30 protein-coding genes and 2 pseudogenes are annotated in these 25952 nt (G+C 38.1%); 21 read left to right on the top strand and 11 right to left on the bottom strand.

The genetic code is table 11. From position 1 onward, the window contains the following. Positions 1-42: 42 nt before the first annotated feature. Positions 43-1353 carry an adenosylmethionine--8-amino-7-oxononanoate transaminase gene (gene bioA / locus CWB62_RS10345; RefSeq protein ID WP_138527593.1) on the bottom strand — a complete coding sequence of 437 codons (1311 nt, stop codon included), beginning with the start codon at positions 1351-1353 and terminating at the stop codon, positions 43-45. A 95-nt stretch (positions 1354-1448) separates the two neighbouring features. On the opposite strand from bioA, the gene bioB reads away from it, so the two are divergent. From bioB to htpX, 5 genes are all read left to right on the top strand, one after another. Next, positions 1449-2489 (top strand): biotin synthase BioB, encoded by a 1041-nt coding sequence (gene bioB, locus CWB62_RS10350; protein WP_058405598.1) that lies wholly within the window; start codon positions 1449-1451, stop codon positions 2487-2489. Positions 2490-2502: 13 nt separating this feature from the next. Beyond that, the gene (locus CWB62_RS10355; protein ID WP_138527594.1) at positions 2503-3654 is read left to right on the top strand and encodes an aminotransferase class I/II-fold pyridoxal phosphate-dependent enzyme; all 1152 of its coding nucleotides are present in this window, start codon (positions 2503-2505) and stop codon (positions 3652-3654) included. After that, positions 3651-4484 (top strand): methyltransferase domain-containing protein, encoded by an 834-nt coding sequence (locus CWB62_RS10360; RefSeq protein ID WP_138527595.1) that lies wholly within the window; start codon positions 3651-3653, stop codon positions 4482-4484. The genes CWB62_RS10355 and CWB62_RS10360 overlap by 4 nt, the downstream gene beginning before the upstream one ends. A gap of 26 nt (positions 4485-4510) precedes the next feature. Then, entirely contained in the window at positions 4511-5194 is a 684-nt protein-coding gene (gene bioD / locus CWB62_RS10365) for a dethiobiotin synthase (protein WP_138527596.1), read from the top strand. 141 nt (positions 5195-5335) lie between these two features. Then, positions 5336-6199 (top strand): protease HtpX, encoded by an 864-nt coding sequence (gene htpX / locus CWB62_RS10370; protein WP_138527598.1) that lies wholly within the window; start codon positions 5336-5338, stop codon positions 6197-6199. Positions 6200-6271: 72 nt separating this feature from the next. On the opposite strand, the gene gloA is transcribed toward htpX, so the two are convergent. Then, on the bottom strand, positions 6272-6799 hold the full coding sequence (gene gloA / locus CWB62_RS10375; protein WP_138527600.1) for a lactoylglutathione lyase: 528 nt from the start codon (positions 6797-6799) through the stop codon (positions 6272-6274). Between the two features lie 376 nt (positions 6800-7175). Between gloA and lepB the strand changes: the two genes are divergently transcribed. The 10 genes from lepB (at position 7176) to CWB62_RS10430 (ending at position 12490) form a co-directional block, all read left to right on the top strand. Then, positions 7176-8114, top strand: coding sequence for a signal peptidase I (gene lepB / locus CWB62_RS10385; protein WP_138527602.1), 939 nt, complete (start codon positions 7176-7178; stop codon positions 8112-8114). A 39-nt stretch (positions 8115-8153) separates the two neighbouring features. Then, a complete protein-coding gene (locus CWB62_RS10390; RefSeq protein ID WP_138527604.1) occupies positions 8154-8690 on the top strand; it encodes a hypothetical protein in 537 nt (178 codons plus the stop codon). A gap of 135 nt (positions 8691-8825) precedes the next feature. Beyond that, the gene (locus CWB62_RS10395; protein ID WP_138527606.1) at positions 8826-9044 is read left to right on the top strand and encodes a hypothetical protein; all 219 of its coding nucleotides are present in this window, start codon (positions 8826-8828) and stop codon (positions 9042-9044) included. Between the two features lie 99 nt (positions 9045-9143). Further along, a complete protein-coding gene (locus tag CWB62_RS10400) occupies positions 9144-9554 on the top strand; it encodes a cytochrome c oxidase assembly factor Coa1 family protein (protein WP_138527608.1) in 411 nt (136 codons plus the stop codon). A 62-nt stretch (positions 9555-9616) separates the two neighbouring features. Beyond that, the gene (locus CWB62_RS10405; protein ID WP_138527610.1) at positions 9617-10015 is read left to right on the top strand and encodes a hypothetical protein; all 399 of its coding nucleotides are present in this window, start codon (positions 9617-9619) and stop codon (positions 10013-10015) included. Positions 10016-10263: 248 nt separating this feature from the next. Further along, positions 10264-10575, top strand: coding sequence for a hypothetical protein (locus CWB62_RS10410; RefSeq protein ID WP_138527612.1), 312 nt, complete (start codon positions 10264-10266; stop codon positions 10573-10575). Between the two features lie 164 nt (positions 10576-10739). Further along, positions 10740-11093 carry a hypothetical protein gene (locus CWB62_RS10415; RefSeq protein ID WP_249310647.1) on the top strand — a complete coding sequence of 118 codons (354 nt, stop codon included), beginning with the start codon at positions 10740-10742 and terminating at the stop codon, positions 11091-11093. A 21-nt stretch (positions 11094-11114) separates the two neighbouring features. Then, on the top strand, positions 11115-11669 hold the full coding sequence (locus tag CWB62_RS10420; RefSeq protein ID WP_138527614.1) for a GNAT family N-acetyltransferase: 555 nt from the start codon (positions 11115-11117) through the stop codon (positions 11667-11669). Positions 11670-11703: 34 nt separating this feature from the next. Then, positions 11704-12066, top strand: coding sequence for a hypothetical protein (locus tag CWB62_RS10425; RefSeq protein WP_138527616.1), 363 nt, complete (start codon positions 11704-11706; stop codon positions 12064-12066). Positions 12067-12181: 115 nt separating this feature from the next. After that, positions 12182-12490 carry a DUF6419 family natural product biosynthesis protein gene (locus CWB62_RS10430; protein WP_138527619.1) on the top strand — a complete coding sequence of 103 codons (309 nt, stop codon included), beginning with the start codon at positions 12182-12184 and terminating at the stop codon, positions 12488-12490. A 214-nt stretch (positions 12491-12704) separates the two neighbouring features. Here the strand turns inward: CWB62_RS10430 and bktB are convergent, their stop codons facing one another. The 4 genes and pseudogenes from bktB to CWB62_RS10450 form a co-directional block, all read right to left on the bottom strand. After that, on the bottom strand, positions 12705-13895 hold the full coding sequence (gene bktB / locus CWB62_RS10435) for a beta-ketothiolase BktB (protein WP_138527621.1): 1191 nt from the start codon (positions 13893-13895) through the stop codon (positions 12705-12707). Between the two features lie 388 nt (positions 13896-14283). Next, complete coding sequence (locus CWB62_RS10440) at positions 14284-14886, bottom strand: thiamine biosynthesis protein ThiC (protein ID WP_138527623.1); 603 nt, start codon at positions 14884-14886, stop codon at positions 14284-14286. Between the two features lie 200 nt (positions 14887-15086). Then, positions 15087-15787, bottom strand: a pseudogene (locus CWB62_RS10445) (metal-dependent hydrolase). 75 nt (positions 15788-15862) lie between these two features. Further along, on the bottom strand, positions 15863-16417 hold the full coding sequence (locus tag CWB62_RS10450; protein ID WP_249310650.1) for a GGDEF domain-containing protein: 555 nt from the start codon (positions 16415-16417) through the stop codon (positions 15863-15865). Between the two features lie 146 nt (positions 16418-16563). Here CWB62_RS10450 and CWB62_RS10455 point away from each other — a divergent pair. Continuing rightward, positions 16564-16923, top strand: a pseudogene (locus CWB62_RS10455) (TonB-dependent siderophore receptor); the annotation flags it as partial. A gap of 68 nt (positions 16924-16991) precedes the next feature. Here CWB62_RS10455 and CWB62_RS10460 read toward each other — a convergent pair. The 3 genes from CWB62_RS10460 to msrA all read right to left on the bottom strand — a co-directional run bounded on the left by CWB62_RS10460 (position 16992) and on the right by msrA (position 19580). Next, positions 16992-17735 carry a substrate-binding periplasmic protein gene (locus CWB62_RS10460; protein WP_138527625.1) on the bottom strand — a complete coding sequence of 248 codons (744 nt, stop codon included), beginning with the start codon at positions 17733-17735 and terminating at the stop codon, positions 16992-16994. Positions 17736-17889: 154 nt separating this feature from the next. After that, positions 17890-18804, bottom strand: coding sequence for a 2OG-Fe(II) oxygenase family protein (locus CWB62_RS10465; protein ID WP_138527627.1), 915 nt, complete (start codon positions 18802-18804; stop codon positions 17890-17892). A 176-nt stretch (positions 18805-18980) separates the two neighbouring features. Then, the gene (gene msrA / locus CWB62_RS10470; protein ID WP_138527629.1) at positions 18981-19580 is read right to left on the bottom strand and encodes a peptide-methionine (S)-S-oxide reductase MsrA; all 600 of its coding nucleotides are present in this window, start codon (positions 19578-19580) and stop codon (positions 18981-18983) included. 214 nt (positions 19581-19794) lie between these two features. On the opposite strand from msrA, the gene CWB62_RS10475 reads away from it, so the two are divergent. Continuing rightward, positions 19795-19989 (top strand): CPXCG motif-containing cysteine-rich protein, encoded by a 195-nt coding sequence (locus CWB62_RS10475; RefSeq protein WP_138527631.1) that lies wholly within the window; start codon positions 19795-19797, stop codon positions 19987-19989. Positions 19990-20046: 57 nt separating this feature from the next. Here the strand turns inward: CWB62_RS10475 and CWB62_RS10480 are convergent, their stop codons facing one another. After that, positions 20047-20247 (bottom strand): hypothetical protein, encoded by a 201-nt coding sequence (locus CWB62_RS10480; RefSeq protein ID WP_138527633.1) that lies wholly within the window; start codon positions 20245-20247, stop codon positions 20047-20049. Between the two features lie 91 nt (positions 20248-20338). Here CWB62_RS10480 and CWB62_RS10485 point away from each other — a divergent pair, with 91 nt between their 5' ends. After that, positions 20339-20827: a GNAT family N-acetyltransferase gene (locus tag CWB62_RS10485; protein ID WP_138527635.1), complete on the top strand. Its 489-nt coding sequence runs from the start codon at positions 20339-20341 to the stop codon at positions 20825-20827. 25 nt (positions 20828-20852) lie between these two features. Further along, positions 20853-21734, top strand: a complete 882-nt coding sequence (locus CWB62_RS10490; protein WP_138527637.1) for an alpha/beta hydrolase — start codon at positions 20853-20855, stop codon at positions 21732-21734. A gap of 214 nt (positions 21735-21948) precedes the next feature. Here the strand turns inward: CWB62_RS10490 and CWB62_RS10495 are convergent, their stop codons facing one another. Continuing rightward, the gene (locus CWB62_RS10495) at positions 21949-23157 is read right to left on the bottom strand and encodes a porin (RefSeq protein ID WP_138527639.1); all 1209 of its coding nucleotides are present in this window, start codon (positions 23155-23157) and stop codon (positions 21949-21951) included. Positions 23158-23675: 518 nt separating this feature from the next. Here CWB62_RS10495 and CWB62_RS10500 point away from each other — a divergent pair. Then, positions 23676-25265 (top strand): ABC-F family ATPase, encoded by a 1590-nt coding sequence (locus CWB62_RS10500; RefSeq protein ID WP_082653593.1) that lies wholly within the window; start codon positions 23676-23678, stop codon positions 25263-25265. 204 nt (positions 25266-25469) lie between these two features. Continuing rightward, complete coding sequence (gene purE, locus CWB62_RS10505; RefSeq protein WP_058404023.1) at positions 25470-25952, top strand: 5-(carboxyamino)imidazole ribonucleotide mutase; 483 nt, start codon at positions 25470-25472, stop codon at positions 25950-25952.

Consider the following 25952-nt stretch of genomic DNA (forward strand, 5'->3'; position numbering starts at 1 on the left):
TCCGCCCTTGGCTAATTAGCATCACTTTTAGACCGACAATAATTAACAAGCTTTAGCGTAATGTTTGCCTTTAATTGCACTGTATATTGCATTGCAAAGCGTTTTAATACTGTTTTCGTCACTTATATACGGTGGCATAAGATAAATTAGTTTACCGAAAGGGCGGATCCATACGCCTTTTTCTACAAAATAAGCTTGGATAGTGGCAACATCAATGCTTCCCACTTCATCAGATAATTCTACAACGCCTATTGCACCTAAGGTTCTAACATCAGCAACATCTTTGAGCTCCATACATTGATGTAATTGCTGGAGTTGGTCATTTATATCAGCTACACGCTGTTGCCAGTTTTGCTCAAGTAATAAATCTATGCTGGCACACGCAGCTGCACACGCTAGCGGGTTACCCATAAAGGTAGGACCGTGCATCAAAACACCGGCTTCACCTTCGCTTATGCCTTTGGCAATTTTATCGCTAGTCAGTGTGGCAGATAAAGTCATTGAGCCACCCGTTAGTGCTTTACCTATGCATAAGATATCGGGTTCGATATTGGCGTGTTCAACCGCAAATAATTTACCTGTTCGGCCAAATCCAGTGGCTATTTCGTCGCATATTAAAAGTACATTATATTGCGTGCATAGCTGCCTTACACAGGCTAAATAGTCGGGGTGGTAAAAATTCATACCACCTGCGTTTTGTACAATAGGCTCAATGATAAAAGCGGCTACGTGTTGGTGATTATTTTTAAAATAATGTTCAAGTTCAATCGCTTCACTTTTTTCAAAAGTACCAGAAAACTTACTGGCCGGGGCAGGTACAAATATGTGATCAGGTAAAAAACCTTTATATAGGCTATGCATAGAGTTAACAGGATCGCATACACTCATAGCAGCAAACGTATCGCCATGATAGCCCTTATAAGGCGTCATTAATTTTTGTTTTGTTCTAATACCTTGGCTTAACCAATATTGCAGTGCCATCTTAATAGCTACTTCAACACTCACTGAGCCACTATCAGCTAAAAATACTTTGTTTAAGCTGCTAGGTGTAATCTTGACGAGCTTTTTGCACAGCTCAACTGCACTTGAATGCGTAATACCCCCAAACATTACATGGCTCATGTCATTAATTTGTTCAACCATTGCCTGGTTAATAGCAGGGTGGTTATAACCATGAATAGCACTCCACCACGATGCCATCCCATCAATTAGTTGTTCGCCTGTTTCGAGGTAAATTATATTGTGTTTAGCATGGGTGACAGGGTAAACAGGAATAGGCTGAGTCATTGAGGTGTATGGATGCCAAATGTGTTCACGATCAAAATTTAAATCAATTGGTTGTTTTTTATTCATATGTAAACTTTAACTGGGTGGGCTTCGTTGACAATGGTACGTGAAGTTTTAGACTAATCCAACATCACCAATATGAAAAAAATAAAGAGAGAATTATGGAACGTGCACCTGTTCGTCACGATTGGACCCATAGCGAAGTTAAAGCATTATTTGAAATGCCGTTTAACGATTTACTGTTTAAAGCTGCGTCGGTTCACCGTGCTAACTTCAATCCAAATGAAGTACAAATTTCTACTTTGTTATCAATTAAAACAGGCGCTTGCCCAGAAGACTGTAAATATTGCCCGCAATCTGGGCATTATAAAACCGACCTTGAACGCGAACGCCTAATAGAAGTAGAAAAAGTAGTAGAGCAAGCACGCCTTGCTAAACAAAAAGGCGCTACACGTTTTTGTATGGGTGCAGCTTGGTCAGATCCAAAAGACAGAGACATGCCATACATTTCAAAAATGGTAAAAGAAGTAAAAGAGCTTGGCCTTGAAACCTGCATGACGCTGGGCAAACTCACAAACGAAAAAGCCCATGAACTCAGCAGTGCAGGGCTTGATTACTATAATCATAACCTTGATACCTCACCTGAGTACTACGAGCAAATTATATCAACCCGTACGTTTGAAGACAGATTAAATACCATAGATCACGTACGTGATGCAGGTATGAAAGTGTGTTCAGGCGGTATAGTCGGTATGGGAGAGCAAGCCGCCGACCGTTATGGTTTACTAATGCAGTTAGCTAACTTACCACAGCAGCCAGAAAGTGTGCCTATTAATATGCTGGTAAAAGTAAAAGGTACCCCGCTTGAAAACGTGGACGATTTAGATCATTTTGAATTTATACGAACCATAGCCACAGCCCGTATCATGATGCCGCACAGCTATGTACGTTTGTCGGCAGGGCGTAATGCCATGAATGAGCAAATGCAATCAATGTGCTTTTTTGCGGGCGCTAACTCTATATTTTATGGTGATAAACTACTTACTACAGAAAATCCAGAAGCCGATGCAGACATGAACCTTATTAAAAAGTTAGGTATGAACCCAGAAACGCGTGAAGATTATTCAGACGAAGCCGTAGCTGCGTCGCTTTCATCGCAAGTAGCTGATAAAGCCACATCTGAATTGTTTTACGAAGCCTAATTAAGTCTTACTCATGCCATTTGAATTTATTAGTACACACCTTAATGAGCGGGCAGAGCAATCGCTTTTACGAAAACGCCACGTGGTGCAAAATGCCACGGCACGCACTATTGAGGTTGATAATAAAACGTATTTAAATTTTGCTAGTAATGACTATTTGGGCTTTGGTGATATAGCTATTCATAGTGAAAATGTTAACACGCTAGGTAGCCACAGCTCTGCTTTAGTAACAGGGTATCAAATACAGCAGCAAGCATTAGAGCAGTACTTATGCACTCAGTTTGGTTATCAAGCTGGGCTGCTTTTTAATTCTGGCTTTAGTGCTAATAGCAGTGTAATTAAAGCGTTGTTTCAGGATAAATCAGCAGCGCAAAGCAGTGCTATTTTTCAAGACAAGTTAAACCACGCCAGCTTAATAGATGGGGCGCTTCACTCTAATGCGGCATTAATACGTTTTAATCATAACGATTTAAACCATTTACGGTCTCGGCTCGAAAAGTCAAAAGCACAAAACAAGTTAATTATTAGCGAAGGCGTTTTTTCGATGGATGGCGATACGGCCCCCATTAAAGATTTACTGCTCCTTGCAAAACAACATAATGCTTGGTTGATGATAGATGATGCGCACGGCTTTGGCGCTTTGGGTAAAACAGGTCTTGGTAGTTGCGAAACACTTATTGGCGATACTGTGCCCGACATACTCGTCATTACATTTGGTAAAGCGGTTGCCAGTAGCGGCGCGTGTGTATTGGGTTCACACTCATTTATAGACTACATGCTGCAATATAATCGCGATTACACATACTCAACAGCTATGTCGCCGTTAATGGCAAACAATACCTTAGCGCGTATAAAGCACATTAAAGCAGCTGATACGCAACGCTCAACATTAAATAAAAACATAGCGGCATTTAAACACCTTGCACAACAGCATAATATAGCGGTAATGGAGTCCGATACGGCTATTCAACCCATTGTTCTGGGCTGCGCAGAGCAAACAATAAAAGCGGCCAATAAACTCAAGCAGCAAGGAATTTGGCTTACCGCAATTAGACCGCCCACGGTTGCATACAATACTGCGCGCTTAAGAGTGACTTTAACGGCAGCGCACACCTTTGATGATATTACTTATCTTGTTAAACATTTAGCAAAGGCACTACTATGATTGCCCACGCACTGGATATTGAGCCGGTTACAAAGGCCGCTGCAACAACCCAATTAAAAAGGCTTAACCCGGCACTTAAAAAAGGAGCGCAAGTTAACTTTTCAAAAGCGGCAGGTAATTACAATACACATGCGCATGTTCAAAAAAAAGCAGCCGATGATTTATTCAAACTAATAAACCCACTAGCTTGCAATAAGAATAAGGTGTGCGTTGATTTAGGCGCAGGCCCACTTGTAAACACCCAGCAACTTCAGCGCCTGTACGGTACCGTGTTATCAATGGATTTAAGTTTTGATATGCTCAAAAGCTGTAATGAAGGTGATTACAAAATTTGCGCAGATATGGATAACTTGCCACTGCAAGCAAACAGTGTTGATATAATTTTTAGTAACTTTGCAGTGCAATGGTCGGCCAATTTTAAGGCGCTTTTACAGTCACTTTATGGGGTGTTAAAACCGGGCGGGCAGGCTTATATTAGCACTGTAGTTGAAGGCTCACTTAACGAAATACAAACAGCGTTCGCTGCGGTAGATAGTCACAACCATATTAATACATTTAATGCCGGTGATTATATAAACCAATCGGTCCAAAATTCTGGCTTTCAGGTAAACAGGGTAATCTCTAAAATTTATTCAGACGAATATGCGTCTGCATTACACGCCATTCGCTCAATAAAGGCTATTGGCGCAACCACCCAAAACACAGCTAATACGCGCCAAGGGTTATTAACAAAGTCGGCATTAAAAAAAGCGTGTGCAGCGTATCCTTTAATAAACCAAAAAGCGTGTGTTTCTTACCATGTAGTATTGTTATCATTAAATAAAGCGTAAATAACGTCTGTATAAAAGGCACAGCCATGAAAGAATTTTTTATTACCGGTACCGACACCGACGCCGGAAAAACTCATGTAACTAGTTTATTGTTAAAGTTACTTGCTCAACACAAAAAAAAGGCAATAGGGTATAAACCCCTAGCTGCTGGGTCTGAAATGGCGTTTGATCAACTTGTTAATGCCGACGCACTTATGCTGATGGAAAGTGCAACGGTGAGTGCAAAATACGATGTGGTAAATCCCTTTACTTTTGCACCACCTATAGCCCCCCACATAGCCGCAGAGCAGGCTGGGGTAAGTATAAACGTTAGCAAGCTTACCGCAGCTTATAAAACGGTAAAGCAGCAAGGCGCTGACTTTATACTTACAGAAGGAGCGGGTGGCTGGGCTTTACCTATTAATAATACTGAGTATTTATACGACTGGGTTAAAACAGAACAACTACCAGTTATATTAGTCGTCGGTATGAAGTTAGGTTGCTTAAATCATGCGCTATTAACCGCGGCACATATGCAAAGCTTAGGCATTAACTGTATAGGATGGATAGCCAACCAAGTTGATGAGCATATGGATGAGTACCAAGCAAACCTTGATAGTTTAAAGGCACGGCTACCATTTCCTATTCTTGCTATCAGCCCTTACAGCGAGCAAACGCCAAAATTACAAATTTATAAAACACTTCTTGAAAATTTATCAATAAATCCATAAATACTACTTGTGTTGCGACATAGTTTGTCACAAAATAACACGACCCCTATGACATAGTGTGTCATAGGGGTCGTGTTGCTTATAGTCGATCAAATTATAGAAAAATCGCTCAGCAATAAATGTTATTTTTGGAGAACTCGAATGAAACGTGTATTTTTGTTTTTATTAACTAACCTCGCGGTTATGTTGGTATTAGGTGTGGTGCTTTCAATTATAATGAGTGCGCTGGGCTTAAGCCATCGTAGCCTAGGTGGTATATTACTTATTGCAGCCGTATTTGGATTTGGTGGATCGTTTATTTCACTATTTATGTCTAAATGGATTGCTAAAAAATCAACTGGTGCGCAGGTTATTACTCAACCAAGTAACGAAACCGAGCAGTGGTTAATAAACACTGTTGCTGCGCAAGCCAAAAAAGCGGGTATTGCAATGCCTGAAGTGGCAATTTACAACAGCCCCGAAATGAACGCGTTTGCAACAGGCCCAAGTAAAAACAACTCACTAGTCGCTGTAAGTACAGGGCTAATGCAAAGCATGACCCGAGATCAAGCCGAAGCCGTGCTTGCTCATGAAGTGTCACATATTGCCAGTGGCGACATGGTAACGCTTACGCTTATTCAAGGTGTGGTTAATACTTTTGTGATTTTTGCTGCAAAAGTGTTGGCAAATATTGTAGATAACTTTCTTAATGGCGATGAAGAAGAGGGCGGAATAAGCTGGACCTACATTTTATTCGACATGTTATTCCAAGTACTGTTTGGGGTGTTGGCAAGTATAGTTGTGGCACATTACAGCAGGCAGCGTGAATTTGCAGCCGATAGCGGTGCAGCAAAATTAGTTGGCGCCGACAAAATGCGCTCCGCTCTTGAACGTTTAAAGCAAAACCATCCTTCGCAGTTACAAGGATCAATGATGGCGTTTGGTATTGCGGGGGGTAAAAGCATGGCTGAGTTGTTTTCATCGCACCCGCCGCTTGACTCGCGTATAGACGCTCTACGTCGTTAATAAATTCAAGTTTTTCACAGTACTTGTAAACAAAAAGCCTGCATTTGCAGGCTTTTTTATGTTTAATGTTTTTTATTGCGATTGAATAATGTCAGTAATACCCTCCGGCGAGAGTATTTCAATCCAATAACCGTCAGGGTCTTTAATAAAGGCAAGACCTTTCATTGAACCACCATCTGGCTTTTTAATAAACTCTACATCGTATTTAGCAAAGCGCTCACAGGCAGCGTATACATCGGGTACGCTAATCCCAATATGGCCAAAGCCTTTTGGGTCCTCATTACCACTGTGATAACCGGTAAAGCTGTCGTCGTTTTCAGTACCCCAGTTATGGGTAAGCTCAATCAGCGCAGGGCGGCGAAACACCCATTGTGTTTTTTCTTTATCATCGCCCTTTGGCATGTCTTGCTCGTAGCCTAAAAAGTACAAAGTAAACTCCATACCAGGAAAGTCGTATTTTCCCAACAGTTTCATACCCAGTACGTTTTCATAAAATGCAAGCGACGGCTTGGGATCTTTAATACGCAACATAGTTTGCTGCATCACATAGCCCTCGGTGGCTTGTGCAATTTGCTCTGGAGATTCGTTATAGTGAGTCATACGCTAATCCTTAATAAAATGAGAGAAAAAACCTTAATGGATTTAAAAAGCCAGGGTGAAAGTTCATCATAATAAACAGCGGCAAAAATTAAAACCACTTAGCTAAATTACCAGGCAGTGAGTTGAGTGTTTTATAAGCGAGAAATGAAATATTTACCGATACTATTTATTTGTACAGCACTTATGTTTTGTCCCATAACATTATTAAAAGTCGTTTTGGTGTATTTTAATAACGGGTGTTTTAAAGCCTACGTAATTACTTGTTTACATTAAAGTTATTTAATGGAATTATTAAGCAGTGTAATATACGCCGTTTTGGGGTGTTATACCCCCCCAAAGTGGTGTTTAATAAATTGTTAGGCGAATAGGAGATAAATTGGAAAATTCATGGAAGCCTAAAGGCTGGCTGAGTATTTTATACGGTTTTGTATTACAGCCATTTACGTTTTTGTATGTCAATAAAGCCAAGCTGTTTTGGTTTTATTTAATCTTAACAGTATTAGTTTCATTGATTGATACAAAACTACATGCAATACCAAATAAGGAAGCTTGGTATCAAAGCGTATACTTCACGTGGCTAATTTTTTTAATTTGTCCTTTGCACGCATTTCTAATATCTCGACGTTACGATAAAGCTCAGATTAGAAAATGGTACGCTAGCTGGTGGGCTACATTAGTATGTTTTGTAGTAGTTTTTATTTTAACGTTTTTGGGCAGAACATTTTTATTTGAACCATTTTCTATTCCTGCAAAGTCAATGAGTCCCACCTTGAATCCCGGTGACCAATTAATAGTTAGTAAAAGGGGATATGGGAACTACAAATACTTAGGAATACAAATATATAAAACAGAACCATCTGAAGCTCTGCAAAGGGGGGATGTGGTAGTTTTTCAATATCCCCAAAATCCCAGCATTGATTATGTTAAAAGAGTCATTGGGTTGCCTGGCGATAAAGTGGTCTACCGCAACAAAAGTATTTTTATTAAACCTTCGTGTTTGGATGAATCAGCCAATTGCCCTAGTTTTAAGGAAGTGGAGAAAGAGTATAAATTTACTCGAAGCGAAGATGATTCTGAACACGGGTATTATCAAGAATCTTTAGGCAAAGTGTCATACGATATAAAATTGAACAGTAATCATATAGATCTAGCCAATCGTTATTTTTTTCAAGTTGGGACCCAACAAGATGAATGGTTAATACCAGATAATCATTATTTCGTATTGGGTGACAACAGAGATAATAGTCTAGACAGTCGTTATTGGGGGTTTGTACCTGAGAGTAATATTGTAGGTAGAGTAACTTTTAAATGGTAATTCGCCTAACAAACCAATGCAGGCAGGGACTTTTAACCGTTGGCTGAGTTCCGCTTCGCTTCACATCATAGCCAACAATTAAAAGCCTCTGATTGGGGCGTTATACCCTCGGAGGAAAAGATGCCACGGAAGATGTCTAGAGAAAAAGAATTAGAATTTGAGGAGCTATCTTTATTCTTAGAATTCTATTCAACAAATGTATCTGGCATTCAGAGGGAAGATCCCATCCATCCTTCAAATTGTTTGGTTGAAATCGTCGATAAATTTGGGAAATCAAAAGCTCTCCAAGGCCTCAAACAGGCTATCAACGATACGCTTGAAGATACTGCTAGCTGGGACTCAAATACTGTAAGTAAATTAGATGAACAATTGTTAGACAACGGTACGATTACTTTATCAACGCTAAGAACCAGATATTGGTCAAAGTACAAATCTATCTTAAAGCGAGGCAAAATAAAAAGTGAGACAGAATATTATCTAATTAGAGGGCTTGAATGTGAATTAGATAATGGTATTCCTCAAGAGCAACGGGCTTTATTAACTGAGTTGGTAAGGGATTTTGAAGAACGGGTATAACAACCCAATCAACACACTCACTTCGTTCGCTGGGACGCAAACACGCGGGGCGGCTTCGCCATTATGCCCCACATGTCTGCGCCCGTTATTGGAAAGTTATGTGATTTGTGTTGAAAACTAAAAAGGAGTTTAATAATGAAATTATTTAGAATTAAAACTGCGAGTTATATTACTAAGAAGAATATCTCATCCACTTTTATGTTATTTATAGCCTCTGTAATTCCAGTTACTTTTGTAATTCAAAGAGAGATTTTTATTGGCTCAATGTTAATGATAATTGTCGTGGGTGTTTATTTGTCGCTATTAACTGGTAAAGGTTTGTTTAAGTCTAAAAACAAAAGCACTGGTTGTTAAATTGTAATCACATATCAACCCAATTATTCCGATCTCAATTCGCTGAGCTCGTTTCGTCGGCATATTGGGCCGTTATGTGCCAAGGGAGTATAGAGTTAAATGTCAGTTATTTATGTAGGATTCGCATGGTGGAATAGTAAAAGTAAATTCCATAAACGAGTAATGTTCTTTTGTGTTTTTATCACCATATTTACAATAATAATGGCTTCCGTAATAGCTAAATTTACTGACAGCCGCGCATTCAAGATGACAGTAAGTAAACTATCTACTAATCCTATTGTTCAAGCTAACTTTGGCCAATCCCCAGATTTTTCATTTGATTACGCAAATGGATTTGAAATTTCCGATAGTGGAGTTAAGGGTGAAGCAAATTTTGCTATCAAAATAGTAGGTAATGATAAATCAGGACTCGCATATGTTGCAATGTACAAATCTGCAGGTATCTGGAAAATCGAAGAACTAAACTTGCTCATGGATAACGAAGAACCAATTGTGCTAATTGGCATATAACAACTAATTGTAGCAAGACAATGTTCCTCACCCATTTTGAGTGGTAATTATTAAGGGGTTTCATGAAGATAGTTATACCTTTTATTTCTCTTTTTTCTCCTCTTGTTTTAGCTAGTGATTGCTCTTTTGAACATCTACGCAATGACTTTGTTATTGAACGTGCCGGCGCTGATGCAAAACAAAGTTTTAAGGCTAAAGGCGTTTCTTTTATTGCCGTCGCTAATGGTTTAGCTCCTGCACGTCCGGGGTTTGAACATATCCACATGTCTGCTTGTATTATATTAAAAACTAAATGGGACGTTTTGTGGGTTGGTTCAGACACCAGTAATTGTTCTGCATACATTGAGCTGGAAGAACATGCTATTGCTTATTCACGTGTTTTTAACGAGAAAATGATTGGGCTCGCTAAATTAAGTGAAAAATACATTTGTGCTAATGATTTACAAAGCAAACTTTATTAGGGCGAGTACATGTTTTTATATTTGTTTTTGTTTAGCCACACCTGTTATTAAACAATATAGGTAAGCTAAACACTTCATTATGTTTGCAATTAATGTTTTAGCCGTAGTTAGACAAAAAAGAGTAAATAAGGCAATCGCTTTAGGTCAAATATTAAGGTTAATTAATAAGTAGTTACAAATTACAGTTGGTTTTATTACCGTAACTCGTTTAATTTATTGATTAAAGTTTTATGTAAGAAGGATTTTGTATGAATAATTTATCTACAAGAGAAAAAGTAGCGTTTACGCTATGTATTAGCTTTGCTTTTTTGCTATTAATTAGCGGTATTTACGACTTTTTGATTATCGAATTTAAAGCCGAAGATCTAATGATGAGTATTGGGGCCTTTTTAATGCTGCTTAGTTTATCGTTAATGCCGAAAATATTTTTCTCACCTTTTGCAGATATTTTTAAATCAACAGATCAACCAACTATAGGAAATGCCAAAGTACAGCAATGGCTTATGTTTTCAAGTGTATTGCTATGCGCATTTGGATTTGCCTTGAGGTTGTTTTTATAAAAACGGGATATTAAAAATTACTTAAAACCCATCTTAAAAATTAAGGCCAAAGTGATTATATGAAGTTTACTGTTAGATACAATAGTATGTTTTTAGCTAATAAGTTTGCTTTATTACTTGCTATTAATTAGCAAGGAGAGGATTCAGCTATAAACATATTACACGTGGATGGCGCGGCAGGTTTTAGCGTGGGTGTATTGTTATTTGCTTTATTAGAGTGGGTTTCGGTTTTGTATAATCTACCTGTAAATATTGTTGTTTTACTTGCAAGTGCCAATGTTATTTATGGAATTAACGCTTTAAACCTTGCTTTTTTAGTTGCTAAGCCTGTTTACACAATCACTGTATTAGCAATAGGTAACGTTGTATGGGCCTTTATATGCATTGCTATAGTTTTATATTATGTACAAACAGCCAGTTTAATTGGCATTATGTTTATAGTACTCGAGGCCGGGTTTGTAATCATTTTGGCATATTACGAATTTAAGTTAAGGTTTGTATTAGCAAACGTAAAATAATGGATACTGAATAGGAATGAAATGGATTTTCCAATATTAGAGACCCCCCGCATTTTGCTTGACCAAGTAACCGCAGCAGACTCTATGGCTCTGTTTGAGCTTTTTTCAAACCAGTCGGTTATAAAATATTACGATTTAGAAGCAATGACTGACTTAACCCAAGCTAGCAATTTAATTACGTTATTTAATTCTCGTTTTAATGAAAATAAAGGAATTCGCTGGGCTATTCGGTTAAAAAAATCTAATAAACTAATTGGTACGTGTGGATTTAATTCATGGAACGCCAAAATGCAAAGTGCTGTTATTGGCTATGACCTGCACCCGGATTATTGGGGTAAAGGGTATGTAACAGACGCTGTAAATTGTATTGTAAAAGCAGCTTTTGCAGGTAAATTGGCGTGTAACATACACAGAATACAAGCCGATACTGTTTTGGGTAATGCCGCGTCTGAAGCTGTATTATTAAAAGTAGGCTTTAAAGAAGAGGGTATAAGGCGCCATAGCGGTTATTGGAAAAACCAATTTCACGATCTTAAATGCTTTGGGTTGTTAAAAACTGAGTTTAAATATCAATAACAGATTGATATAAAAAGAAATAATAAGGAAATACATGCTTGTTAAGTTAAAAAACATTATTGCCAAAGGAGTTTGGCAGTCGTTAGCTTTAGTCATTGTGTTTTTTATTGCAGGCCCAGAAATTATGTTAGGGCTTGAAATGATGGCGATGGTTGAGTTTTTAGGGGCTTCTACCTTTGTGTTGGTTTACACGTCAGTGATTAAACTTTTTATATTCAAGTTAATTAATAAATTTAAGCGTTTTGAGCGTTACTCTATGCTGTTTTTGCCGCCTTTATCGGTATTAAAAAAAATGCCATCTATTGTGATTCACGCAATACCTGAAAGAACGCTAGTTTTGCTGTTTTTAGGGTCTTTAGTCACTGTTATGTTGTTAAATTATAGGCTTTTTATCTAGGTGACTTATCTATATTTTAGGAAATTACAGCCCTAGGTCACTTAGCAGGTCTAAAAGTTATCAATTTAAAAGTTAAAACTTCTTGTATTAAAAGCCATTCACCATGGAGGTTGTTATGTTTAAAGTAATAATTGGATGTGCTGTTATATTTTCGGTTGTTTGCATGTTACTCGCCGCCGCACCTTTTACGCCTGCAATATCAGGTTCATTTATTATGCTGTTGTTTGCAGGGGGGATAGGCTACAAAGGCTATCTGCAATCAAGTTTAATATTGCTACTAATTAATACGCTGGCAGTTATTGGATGCCCAGCTATAAATATAGACAACACCAATGCATTACTGTTTTTACCGATTTTATTTATAGTCTCATTTGGCGGTATTTTTTTTGGGGTTAGAAAGTTAACTTTAAAACATGTTTTGTAGATGAGATTGGCTCATGTTTTATAGCTAACTTATATGTTGAAACAGCGCTTATTTTCTTTGTAAAAAAAGGTTAAAAGCGGTTTTCACAAACAGATATGCAATAGGTGGTATACGCAAAATATAGCCCATACGTTTTTACCTCCTCTATAAGCAAAGCGCTTCTAAACTCTCTTTGTGAATAAACTTTTATAGTTAAACCTAATGAGGCCTAAAATTAAAGCGCTTCAAAAATGGCTGCTATTCCTTGCCCGTCGCCAATACACATTGTGACTAAACCGTACTGACCATTTATACGCTTCAGCTCGTGAAGGCATTTTGTAGTTAATATAGCGCCTGTTGCGCCAACCGGGTGGCCTAAGGCAATGGCGCCGCCATTTGGGTTCACCTTGTGTGCAGGAAAGTTTAACTCATTTGCTACGCATAAGGCTTGGGCTGCAAAAGCCTCATTAGATTCAATTATATCCATATCTTTGATTGTTAGGCCGGTTTTTTCAAATACTTGCTGCACAGCAGGAATAGGTCCGGTTCCCATTAATGAGGGTTCAACACCAGCACGAGCATAGTCAATGAGTCGTCCAATAGGTTGAAGCCCTTGTTCTTGGGCTTTTTGTTCAGACATAAGTACAAGTATGGCTGCGCCATCGTTTATACCTGATGAGCTTGCTGCGGTAACGGAGCCATCTTTTTTAAAGTAGGGCTTTAAAGTGGCAAGTTTTTCGGCTGTAGTATCGGCACGAACATGTTCGTCGGTATCAAAAAGGTGCGTGCCCTTACGTGATGTAATTTCTATTGGCACTATTTGCGACTTAAAGTGACCTTGTTCAATTGCTCTGGCTGCTTTAAGGTGACTTTGCGCTGCGTAATCATCTTGTTGTTTGCGGCTAATTGCATATTTTTCTGCAACGTTCTCTGCGGTTATCCCCATAGGGTTGTTATCCCACGGATCTTGTAATGTTGTTGTGAGCTCGTCAAGCATTACGCTATTGCCCATTTTTTGCCCCCAGCGGTTACTTTGAAGTGTATAAGCTGATGTGCTCATACTTTCTGTTCCACCAGCAAGGGCTGCATCTACATCACCTAATTGAATTTGTTGCGCTGCTTGTATTATGGCTTCAAGGCCTGAACCACATAAGCGATTTAGTGTAACTGCATGGCTGTTTATAGGCAGCCCGGCATCTATGCCTATAACCCGTGATAGGTAGGCATCTTTTGGGCCATTATGTATTACCTTACCAATAACGGTTGAACCTATTTGGTTTAAAGGAATATTTGCTCTTTTGATTGCTTCTGTAGCGCAAAGGGTACCAAGCTCTGCAGGGGAAAAGTTTTTTAGGGTTCCGCCAAAACTACCAATTGCTGTTCTTACAGCACTTAATACAACAACACCGGTGTTAGATTTTGTCATTTTTTCTCTTTATTATTAATTTATTAGTGTAGTAGGGTAAGCTAAATCATCAAACTTAGTCTTTTTAAAATACTCTAACATATTAACAAGGTGGGTATAAAAGGCTAAGTCATAATGAATAAGTATTGTTACCCATTTGAAGCCTGTGGAAGGGCTGCTTTGTTCACTCGCTCTTTATATTTAATAGATTGAAGCTCTTATTTTACAAACAAATTAAATAAAAATGGGGTCGGTTTTATATTTTATGATTACGTAAATAGCGTTTGAACTTGTTAGTTGGAATATGTACGGCGAATGCTTTAAACGTAAAAAAATCGGCGGATAGAGTATATTCGCCGATGTTGATAGATCCTTTATAAACAGATTATCACTCGTGTGATATTGAGCCTTAATCTGCTTTACGGTTAAGACTCAATAAACAAATTGCTAAAAGTAATGTTGCAATCATGCCCGAAGCACCGGCAACGCCTGATGGCAGAAATCCATCACGGCCAAATATAATTAATATAGCATTGGCAAGCATTGCAACACCGCCAGCAAGGGCTGTAAGGCTACCAATGGCTTTGCCGCCTTTGGCAGCAAAAGAGAGGCCAAATACAAGTGCTGCTAAGCCTAATAATAATTTAGCTGCGTAGTAAATCATGAATGATAAAGACACTACACCACCAATTAAAGGTTGTGCGCCTTCTACTGCACCTGCAACTTTGCCAAATGTTGAAAATAAAGTTAGGCCAATACTTACTTGTATTATGTTAAGAACTGCGCTAAATGTGATTGCCGACCAGCCTAATTGAGCGTTTTTTGCTTGCACCATAGCAGCACTTACAAAGGCAACAAGTACAGTGAAAAGCACCGCTTCTAAACCCCATGCATACTGTCTTGAAAAGCTAATTCCGCCACTGTAAAGCGCTGTAAAAATAGCCTGTGTTATCGCTAATGCCAATAATAAAGATGCTGCAATTAGTGGGGTGCGTTTATTCGTAAATTCCATTATGGACCTCTTATAATTTTATGTTTGACGCTTTAAGTGATGCAAAACTTTCGAACTTGCAGGTATAAGACAGGTGAAACTATTTAATTATTTCGTTTAAAATTATAAAAATATTTTGTACCAAAGAGTGGCAAGCATTTTAGCAATGTTGTAGTCAGTTTGAGTTACCAAGGCACTAAAGGAGCCCAAGATTAAACTGACTAAGATATAAGCTTAAAACGAGACCAATCACTTAACAAAGTGATAGTTTGCATTGTAGGTGGGGCTGCATAGATTAAACCTGCAATGGCAATAACAGACGCCAACGTAATTAATTTATTATCGAAATTAGCTATTTTTAAAGCGGTTCCGAAAGAGCGTTTAATTTCTACATTACTTAAATCGACACTGTAAATTTCATCGAGTAATAAATGTATTAACCCGCCGAGTACAATAAAGCCACCTGTAACCAGGCAAAGGTGGCTGAATATATGGTTGTTTGGTCATTCAGCTGCCAGGTTAGTTGTGTTGTTAACAAGGCGCATAACAGTATAAATAATAAAGAGTGGCAGCTACCTCTGTGTACTGTGATCCACTCAAAAATGGGCCTGATAATATATTTCATAAATCCGTACACTAATAACGGCACTACAACTAACTCGACAAAACTAATTTGGATGATTAGCTCGGTGGTTATGTAATGCATTACTATTAATACAGCACAAAGAGCAAATAAGTTAAAAATAGTATCGAGTGATGAGGAGTTATCAGAATCTATGTCTGGTAATAGGCCGCCAATAGAGCCTAAAAACCATAACCAAAGTGCGCTGTTTAAATCAATGTGGCCTGCCGATAAAAGAGCGGCTGAACTTAAGCCGGTGATGATAACAGCAGTATTAAGATGAGTATTGAAGTTTGCCATTGTATATCTTGATAGGAAAATAGGTTGGCATTTTAGCAATTGAAAACTTAATTGTTCAATATACTTAAGAGCATCTTATTTTTTTAACTCGTCATAAAATGCAACATTTCCGCGGCCTTTTTCTTTTACGTGGTAGAGCATTTTGTCAGCGTTGAACATCAATACAAGTAGTTCATTGCCATCGTTAGGGGCTACTGCAATACCTATGCTTGCACCGACTGCGCATTTTTTAGTTTGAGAAATACTAATGTCCTGCTGTAGCTCATCGAGCAGGGCTATGGCTTGGTTTTGTGTTGCGCTTTTATCGTAATTATTAATTTGCTGCGCAACAATGAATTCGTCACCGCCTAGGCGGATACATATGTCAGTATTGTTATTGAATCGTTTTTTAAAGCGGTTTGCTATCTCTATCAACACTTTATCACCGGCTTCGTGACCATAGGTGTCATTAATGGGTTTAAATTTGTCTAAATCAATCATAATAAGCACAAGATGTTGACCATGTTTAGCGCATTCACGTAGTGCTTTTTTTAGGCGCTTTTCGCCTGCACGGCGATTAAATAGATCAGTGAGTGGATCGTGATCGGCTTCAAATTGGGTTTGAAACTCGCGCTCTGCGCGTTCGGTCACGTCATGTAAAATTACTTCTACTAATTGTTCTTGCTGGGGACTTCGGTTGGTTTGTCTTTGGTCAGTTAACCTTACAAATAAGCAGTGAAACCAAACCGTTTTGTATCCGACTTTACACTCACATCTAATGTTGTTTGAGGTGGGTTTTTATCACAGCGAATTTTGGTTACACAGTAGAAGCGGGCGCATCACTATTAAATGTGCCAGTGCAACAGCTTAGCTTACAGTTAGTGCAATCAACAGCGCTTTACGGTAAAGCCATTAAGTTTGGTGGTGGTTTATTACATGTGGGCAAGCGTAACGGCTTTTTTGGTACCGACTTTGAACTACCAAGCTACACAACAGCCCGTGCTTTTGTAAATTACGATGTAACAGACGCCATTGGTATTACGGCTGAGGTAAATAACCTGTTTGATGAAACGTATTACACAAACTCGTTTGCCGATGCATGGGTACAACCTGGTACACCAAGAAACGTTAAGTTTTCTGCATCCTATAAGTTTTAAACGTATCCATGAAAACGATATAAACAAATAGGCTGCTTATATAGGCAGCCTATTTGTTTTTAAATTAATTATTTTAAGTATCCATCAAAAATTTGCTTGTACTTGCCGGATTCTTTGAGTTTTTGCAGTTGTAAATTAAAGTCATTGCGTACTTTTTTAGACTTAAATAAATATCCATTAGGGCTTTTTCCGAATAAAGGGAACCTATCAATTTTTTGTGTTGTATCAATATCTTTTATATTTGCGCGAAAGTAGTCAAAGCTTTGTTTATCCATTTGTATAACATCTACCTTGTCTAAGTACAAAAATTTAACTTGAAGCGATTGATCGTGTATTTCGTTATACAATGGATTAGCTTTAGCCATATTTGCATACTCATCTCCTAAGTGAATGGCAGCACTTGGCCATGACAATAGACTATAATTTTTCAAATCGGCTATTTCACTCAATTTAAAGTTGTTTTTACTTAAAGCAAAAGCTAGATTTTCGTATGTATAAGACGCATATGATAAATAACCTTTTAGGCTGTTTCCGTTTGCAGTATTTAAATTAATATCTGCTACTACATCGATATTTCCTTTTTTATACTCTTTTACACGCCGAGTGTAAGGATAATATCGAGACTCAATTGTGTAGCCTAAAGGTGTTAAAGCCGCTGTAATAATATCTACTGTTAGACCACTATTTGAATCAGGGAATACGAAAGGGGGAAGTTTTTCACCAAAACCTACTACGAGCGTTTGCTCAGTGATTGATGCATTAACGATGGGTGATAATAACAATGCGGCTATTAAAATGCTGTTTAACGTCATTTCTACTGTAATAAATTAACTATTAATGTTTAAAAGATAGTTATTAACGTGTAAAGCAACAAGTAAAAAGCCCATTAAACTAATTATTAATTAGCTTTAATTAGCTTTAATTAGCTTTGATGGGCTGATTGATATCAGTTTTATACCGGGGTATTTAAAATGGTGCGTAGCCATCGGGTGTTGTTACTGGCGTAGTCCAGCGCTTTGTAGCCTCTATTACTGGGCGTTGTGCGCCTTGAGCTGGTAAACGCCCGCTGTCGCCAAACAACCACAGTACAAAGTTGGTTCTATCGCCACTGGTTATGGGTTTAGCAGCATGTGCCACACTTCCTCTGTGGATCATCGCGAAACCTGGCGTAAAACTAAGTTGAGTTACTTTACCTGTAACTTGGTCGTAAAAATCAAGCTCAGAACCGGTAAACTCCTCACCCGGTAAATTTAAATTAATATTTAACGTTACCGCTGATGCATCAGTATGTGGGCGAATAGACGCATCTGTACTTGGGTCATAGTAAATAGAAAAACCAAATGTTTGCGTGTCGTAACCTGTAATTTCAGGAAATAATAAACGCGAAATAGGGCGCATATAAGTGTTTAGCATTTCGTTATAAAATGCTTGAAAACTTGGCGCTGCTAAATAGCCCTCTGATCGTTTATCGAGCATAACGCCGCTGCGGTTTAATACAATACCGTAAGGTGGGCGCATAGGAATATTAGAGTTCCATACTTGTTCAAGGTAGCCACGTAAAACGGTTAGGCGCTCAGGATCAAAAAATTGAAACTGAAACACATCAGGTGCCACTTCCTCTAAAAGCGCTTTTACTAAATGCTCTTTAGATGGATTTTCCCATGCTTGTTGTACGGCTTCGCGTAAATTTTTATCGAGTAACGAATCGTCTAGCGTAAAGGTAGAAGCGTCAACTTCGCTTGCTTCCCATTCTTTCCAAGCGTCTGAAATTAGTTCGTCGTTGCTTGCCCAAAACTGTTGTACCGAGTGATCATGGTTTAACATTTCTTGGCGTGTTGGTAAATCTAGAGCACGGGCTAATTGTAATTGTTTGGTTTTCATACGATGTAACTCCAGTTATTTAATACAGGTTTAACAATCTAGGAGTTAAGTTTATTGTAGAGTTAATTATTAATAAACTGGACAATAAAATAAACAGTATTAATAAAAAATTAATAATAGCATCGTTTAATGCCTTTTTAAGCGTTAAAAAGCTGCATTAAATGCAGCCTTTTATTTTAATGCGTAACTCTGTCGCCCCAAATATCTTCTAGGCGACTGTCTCGTCCGCATCGCCAGCGATAAGTGTTATAACGGATAGGGTTATTTTTGTAGTAATCTTGATGGTAACTTTCTTTTCCTTTGATAGGGTAGAACACCGTTGTATTTAAAATTGGCGTAACAACGGTTTGATTAGGAAACTCTTTAATAACACGTTGTTTGGATTGCTCTGCTAATTTACGTTCTTCATCATTAGCAACAAATATAGCACTGCGATAACTGGGGCCTTTGTCGCAAAATTGGCCTTTCGGATCAAAAGGGTCAATATTAACCCAATAATGATTGAGTATTTCTTGATAGCTTACAATGCTAGGTTTATAGGTGATTTCAACCGCTTCATAGTGTCCTTTATGATTACCGTTATATGTAGGGTTTTTAATTTTACCCCCCGTAAAGCCAGATATTACGTCGGTTACGCCTTCAAGTTTCTCAAAGTCTGATTCCATACACCAAAAGCAACCTCCTGCAAGCACTGCTTTTTTTGTCTCTTCTGCGTAAGAGAGTGTGCTAAATAAAACGAGGGTAGACGCTAACGTTAATGAGAGTGTTTTTTTCATAAAAATATCCACCTTTAGAATTAATTTAACTATACGTTTAATTAGACCTATCAAGTACAAAAGGTATTTCATATTTTTAGATAACAAATTTGGTTTTGGTCAAAAGTGTCTAATTTATATTTTAATACTATGTATGCCACTAAAAACGCAGTTGAAAAGTTTAACCGTGTTGATTAAGGTTAATTCATTGATGATGTAATTTACCTGGTGTTAGATGAACCAATTAACTGAGGAATCAATTAGCTGCCCGTATTGCGGTGAAGTTATAGAGGTATTACTAGATGCTGCAGATATTGATGAGCAATACATAGAAGACTGCCAAGTATGCTGTAAGCCTATTTCGTTTGTTGTATTTGAAGACGACGATGAGCTAAAAGTAAATGTATACAGTGAAGACGATACATTTTAAATTGGCGTAAATTATAAAAAAGGCTGCATAACTGCAGCTTTTTTTATTGATGGGGCGTTAGTTATTTTGTTCTCGAGCTAGCTGGTTAGGGAGTAGCTCTTCCACTATTTCACGTGCGGGTAAAGTGTAACGTGTGCCATCAAACATGACTGAGGTAAACTCATTTATATTAGTAATGCCGGTTAGGGTCCAGCCCTCGCCGCGCTTAGGACAATACACAGTTGTGGTAGGTTGTATTACTTTAAATTCGTCACTCATACTTGTGTGCTCGTTATATAATGCTTGTTAATGCACTATGGTAAGTTAATAATGCAGGTTCATAAAGTGCTATTTGCCCTGTATTTAAATCATGTTTGAAAAAATAAATACGCCTCGTATATCGCTGCGTTTAATATCTCATAAAGATGTAACTAGTTTACATGCCATTTTAAACAACCCGTTGGTTAGTAAATTTAATGACTATTTAACCCCGCTATCTAAAAGTGATGTAAAGCAATTAATACAAGATGATATTAGCGGCTACTATGAAGGGGAAGTTATACGTTTAGCGATTACGCATAATACTCTAAACAAAGTGATTGGTAGTTGTGGCCTATATAAAATTAATGAACAAGTAAGCTGTGCTTTTTTAGGCTTTGAGCTGGCGCCGGATTTTTGGGGTAAGGGTTACATGAAAGAGGCGCTTGTAGCGTTAATACCTGAATTAGTGATGATTTTTAAGTTAAAAACTATTTATGCCGAGGTAGACAGTCGTAATATAGCCTCGTGTAATTTGCTAAATGGGCTAGGGTTTCAACTTAGCGAAAGTAAAAGCAGCGTTTGGTTTTGTCATTTTTAATACATTTGAATACATAGAGAAAAATATGGCTATACACATAAATAAAAATTACTTAGTAAACTTAGTATTTGCTGTGATTGCATTGAGCTTAATTATTTTAGGCAGCCGTTATTATAACCATTATGTTTCGGCCTATACAGATGTAACAATCGATTCGAAAGTATTAAATGAAACGCGTAAAATTTTTATTAGGTTACCGAGTAATTACGATGCTAATAAAACGTATTCGTTAATTATTAAAACAGATGGTAATTTTAATCTAGATAAATGGGATGAGTCTTTAACTATGCTTGCTAAAAAGCAAGGTGGTAAGCAAGCAATATTAGTGGCTATTCCAAACTTATTTTTTGTATCTTCTCGTAATCGCGACCTAGTGCCGCCTTACGCACGCCAAGAGGTTAATACTGAAGCTAGATTAGATGATGGAACGCAGCCTAATGGTGAGGCTGATAAGTTTTTACAGTTTATTGAAGTAGAGCTTCTGCCTTATTTATCGAGTAAATTTAAGCTAAACAATAACCGTGTGCTAAGTGGGTTTTCTGCTGGTGGAAGTTTTGTGTTGTATGTATTTCATACAAAAAACGAATTATTTAATGGCTATTTTGCGTTTAGCCCTGCAGCTTGGTACGACGATATGACAGTAGTAAGTAAGGTTGATACGTTTTTAAAATCAAAGAAGGAGGCGTTTAAGCAGCCAACCTATTTGTTTTTGTCGGTAGGTGGGGATGAGCACCCGTTAATGTTAGAGGCATATAATAATTTAGAGCAGACATTTAAAACCAACCATAATAACAACTTACTGTGGGAATCTATTATTAACCCCAATGCCGAACATAGCGACAATCCACTATTGAGTGTTGCTGATGCGCTAGGCGGATATCAAAGGTTTTTAAATAAAACACCTTAGCATGTCGCTCAACTTAAAGTAGTAAGTAATTGACGAAATAGCTCTTTTGATTAAGGCTATTCCTTTTTAATATTATTAAAGAACACATCATACTATATTGGTTAAAGGTTAATCTTAACTAAGAGTTTAAAAAATATGATTATTGTCAAAGAGTAGGTGGTGTCACAAGTAAAACGCCCTAGCTTAGTAGGGCATGAAAGGGCAAATTATAATTTTATAATTGGTATCTAAATCCAAATGCGATTCCGTCATCTTCCGACTGTTCCATTTGGGCTTGCTGATCTTTATTGTTGCTTTCAAAGTCACTAAAATCTTTACGGGCCTCTACATACGCAATTGTGTCTTCGTCAAATAAATAATGAAGGCCAATAACAGCAAATTGGCGTTTAAATACATCGTTCGGGTCGGCATTAAAGTTAGGTTGAATTACGTAACCATCACCTGCATCAAATACGTTGTAGGCGATAATAGGGCGAAAATCGTTATCAAAGCGGTACGATGCAAATGTTTCTACACCCATTGCGTCTTTAATTAAGCGACCAAGGTTATCGGTATCGTGATTTTTGTTTTTATTAATATTAGCGGCAACATAAAGACCTTTTTGATCTACGCTGCCCCACATAATACCTGCACCGTATATTAAATCTTCAACATTTTGTGTAGAGCTATCGCCGTAAGTTAAATCAAACTCACCTCGGTTTACACCGGCTGTAAGCGTTAACATGTCTGTAGGGGTGTAAGTAACCGAGGCACCAAAGGTGTAGTTAAACTCAACTTCCTGTGCAGCGCTATCGCCAGTGTTCCACAATGTCTCGCATTCATATTCAGTTATATCGCTTACATCACAGGTGTAAAATTCGCTGTTTTTAAGCTGTGCTTGCAGTGTCAAACTTAAATCGTTGTAGCTGTTACGATATTGAATAAGTTTATCGCCACGGCCGGTGCCGTTTACTGCGCCATCGTCTTTGTTGTAGGTATAAACACCAGCAGCATTACCATCCCATACAAAGCTGTTGTTGGTGCCATAAACAACGTCGTACCATGCCCCCCATTGCTTACCAATAGTAATTTGGCCATATTTTTCGTGCGAAATGCCGGCATAACCTAAGCGATTATATAAAAACTCATCTTGAATTGATTCAAAGCGGTTGTTGTAAACAATATCGCTGCTACCTACAGGGTTTACACCCCATTCTACACGCCCTAATGCTGTCCAGCCTTGCTTAAGTTCGCGATCAAATTTAAAGTTTATACGCGATGTACCGTTAACAATTTCTGTTTGATTTTGTGTATTTATAATCCTTACGTCAATAAAACCACCCACGCTCATTGAATTACGCTCGTCCTTGTATACGTTTACTTCAGAGAATACCGAAGGGCTAATAATTGTTGCTATCAGCATTGATGTTAATTTCAATTTCATTGTGTACTGCCTTGTGTACGTCGGTAAAATGGTAAGTGCAAGGCACACTAACAAACACCTTTATTGGTAAAAAGTGAAAAAACATCATCGAAATTATTCATATATTATGTAGACATTCACGGAGGGTTAATTGTGTTTTTAAGTTGTTATTAAAGTGTGTTTTTATAGTAAATACATAAGCAGTCTGCAAATTTACAACCTTAAAAATAATTAATTATTATGATGTTTTTTCACGTTAGCTATAAATTAATTTTTAGTGTAAAAGCTCTAATCTTGTTGTTTTTCAGTGGAATAGCATCACCTTGCTGAGTATTCTAAAATCTGCGTAATCAAGTTTTATTGGGTTTTAAATTCACTTCAAATCATAAGTTAAATATAAAAATAAAATAAGAAATGCATACCCTTAATAATAAAGTTTCAGTGCTTGGTAAGTTCGATTTTTGATAGAAAAAATGCCCTTTTTGATATAAACTGCGCGCAAATTAAATACATCACAAACTCCTTTGGAGGGTAGCGCTATTATTAGTACAGCTAATATCACCATGCAATTTGGTGCTAAACCATTATTTGAAAATATCTCAGCAAAATTTGGCGATGGAAACCGCTACGGTTTAATCGGTGCAAATGGTTGTGGTAAGTCAACGTTTATGAAAATTTTAAGCGGTGAGCTTGAACCATCTTCAGGTAATGTAAGCACAGATCCAAATGAGCGCGTTGCTAAACTAAACCAAGACCAGTTTGCTTACGAAGAATACTCTGTAATCGATACAGTAATAATGGGTCACAAAGAGTTATGGGATATTAAACAAGAGCGGGATCGTATTTATTCTTTACCAGAAATGAGTGAAGAAGATGGTATGAAAGTAGCCGACCTTGAAACAGAATTTGCTGAAATGGACGGTTACTCTGCCGAATCTAAAGCCGGTGAGCTTTTATTAGGTGTTGGTATTGCTACTGAGCAGCACTATGGTCCTATGTCTGAAATTGCGCCTGGTTTTAAATTGCGAGTACTACTTGCTCAGGTGTTGTTTTCTGACCCAGATATAATGCTACTTGATGAGCCCACCAATAACTTGGATATTTACACGATCAAGTGGTTAGAAGATGTATTGAACCAGCGCGATTGTACTATGATCATCATCTCGCATGACCGCCACTTTTTAAACTCTGTGTGTACGCACATGGCTGACATAGATTACGGCGAGCTTCGTATTTATCCAGGCAACTACGACGAGTACATGTTTGCAGCAACGCAGGCACGCGAACGTTTATTAAGCGAAAATGCTAAAAAGAAAAGCCAAATTGCAGAGCTACAACAATTTGTATCACGTTTCTCGGCTAATGCCTCTAAAGCTAAGCAAGCTACATCGCGTGCTAAGCGTATTGACAAAATTCAGCTAGACGAAGTAAAAGCCTCGTCTCGTCAAACACCATTTATTCGTTTTGACCAAGAAAAACAACTGTTTCGTAACGCACTAGAAATGACAAGCCTTAGCCAAGGTTTTGAAGACAATACGTTATTCACAGGCCTAGAAGGTTTAGTAGAAGTAGGCGAGCGCATTGCCATAATTGGTGAAAACGGCGTGGGTAAAACAACGCTACTTAATACGTTGGCAGGAAAGCTTGCGCCAAAAGCGGGTGAATTTAAGTGGTCTGAAAACGCTAACATTGGCTACTACGCACAAGATCATGCCGACGAATTTGAAAAAGACATGAACTTGTTTGAGTGGATGGAGCAATGGCAGCAAGAAGGCGACGATGAGCAAGTTGTTCGTAGCTTTTTAGGTCGAATGTTGTTTTCGCAAAACGACATTAAAAAGTCAGTAAAAGTAATATCTGGTGGTGAGCAAGGCCGTATGTTGTTTGGCAAAATCATGATGCATAAACCAAACATATTATTAATGGATGAGCCAACCAACCACATGGATATGGAATCGATTGAAGCGCTTAACTTAGCCCTTGAAGCTTACGAAGGCACGTTGTTGTTTGTATCGCATGACCGCCAATTTGTATCTTCTGTTGCTACCCGCATATGGGAAATTAAAGACGGTAAGATAATCGACTTTAGAGGTAATTACTCAGAGTACCTAGCAAGTAAAGAAGCCTAGTTACTTTGTAATTACAGAATTTAAAAAGCCATGTATAACATGGCTTTTTTTGTTTTTGTTTTATGTTTATTATTTATAAAAAATTAGCCGTTAATCTTCATTTAATATCATTCGAACCTCGCAAATTAAACGTGTTTGGGTATAATACCCGCCTAAAACCGGACATAAGTCCGCTATTTTAAAATACATTACTGAGGAGTATTTATGACTGTTGGCATTATTATGGGTTCTAAATCAGATTGGCCAACCATGGAACACGCTGCGCTTATGCTAGAGCAGTTTGGTATTAAGTACGAAACCAAAGTTGTATCTGCACATCGCACTCCTCAATTACTTGCTGATTATGCAAGCTCAGCTGCAGAACGCGGCATCAAGGTTATTATTGCAGGCGCAGGTGGCGCTGCTCATCTACCGGGTATGGCGGCTGCTTTTACATCGGTTCCTGTTTTAGGCGTGCCAGTAAAGTCTAAAGCGCTTAATGGCGTTGACTCGCTACTTTCGATTTGTCAAATGCCTAAAGGCGTTGCAGTAGGGACTTTGGCCATTGGTGAGCCTGGCGCTGCAAACGCAGGTTTGTTAGCTGCGCAAATTTTAGGGTGCTATAACCCTGAAATTTTTGAAAAAATCGAAGCATTTCGTAAAAATCAAACCGACACAATATTAGCTAACCCAAATCCTGCTGAGTAA

The organism is Pseudoalteromonas sp. S408, from assembly GCF_005886645.1.
GTDB lineage: Bacteria > Pseudomonadota > Gammaproteobacteria > Enterobacterales > Alteromonadaceae > Pseudoalteromonas.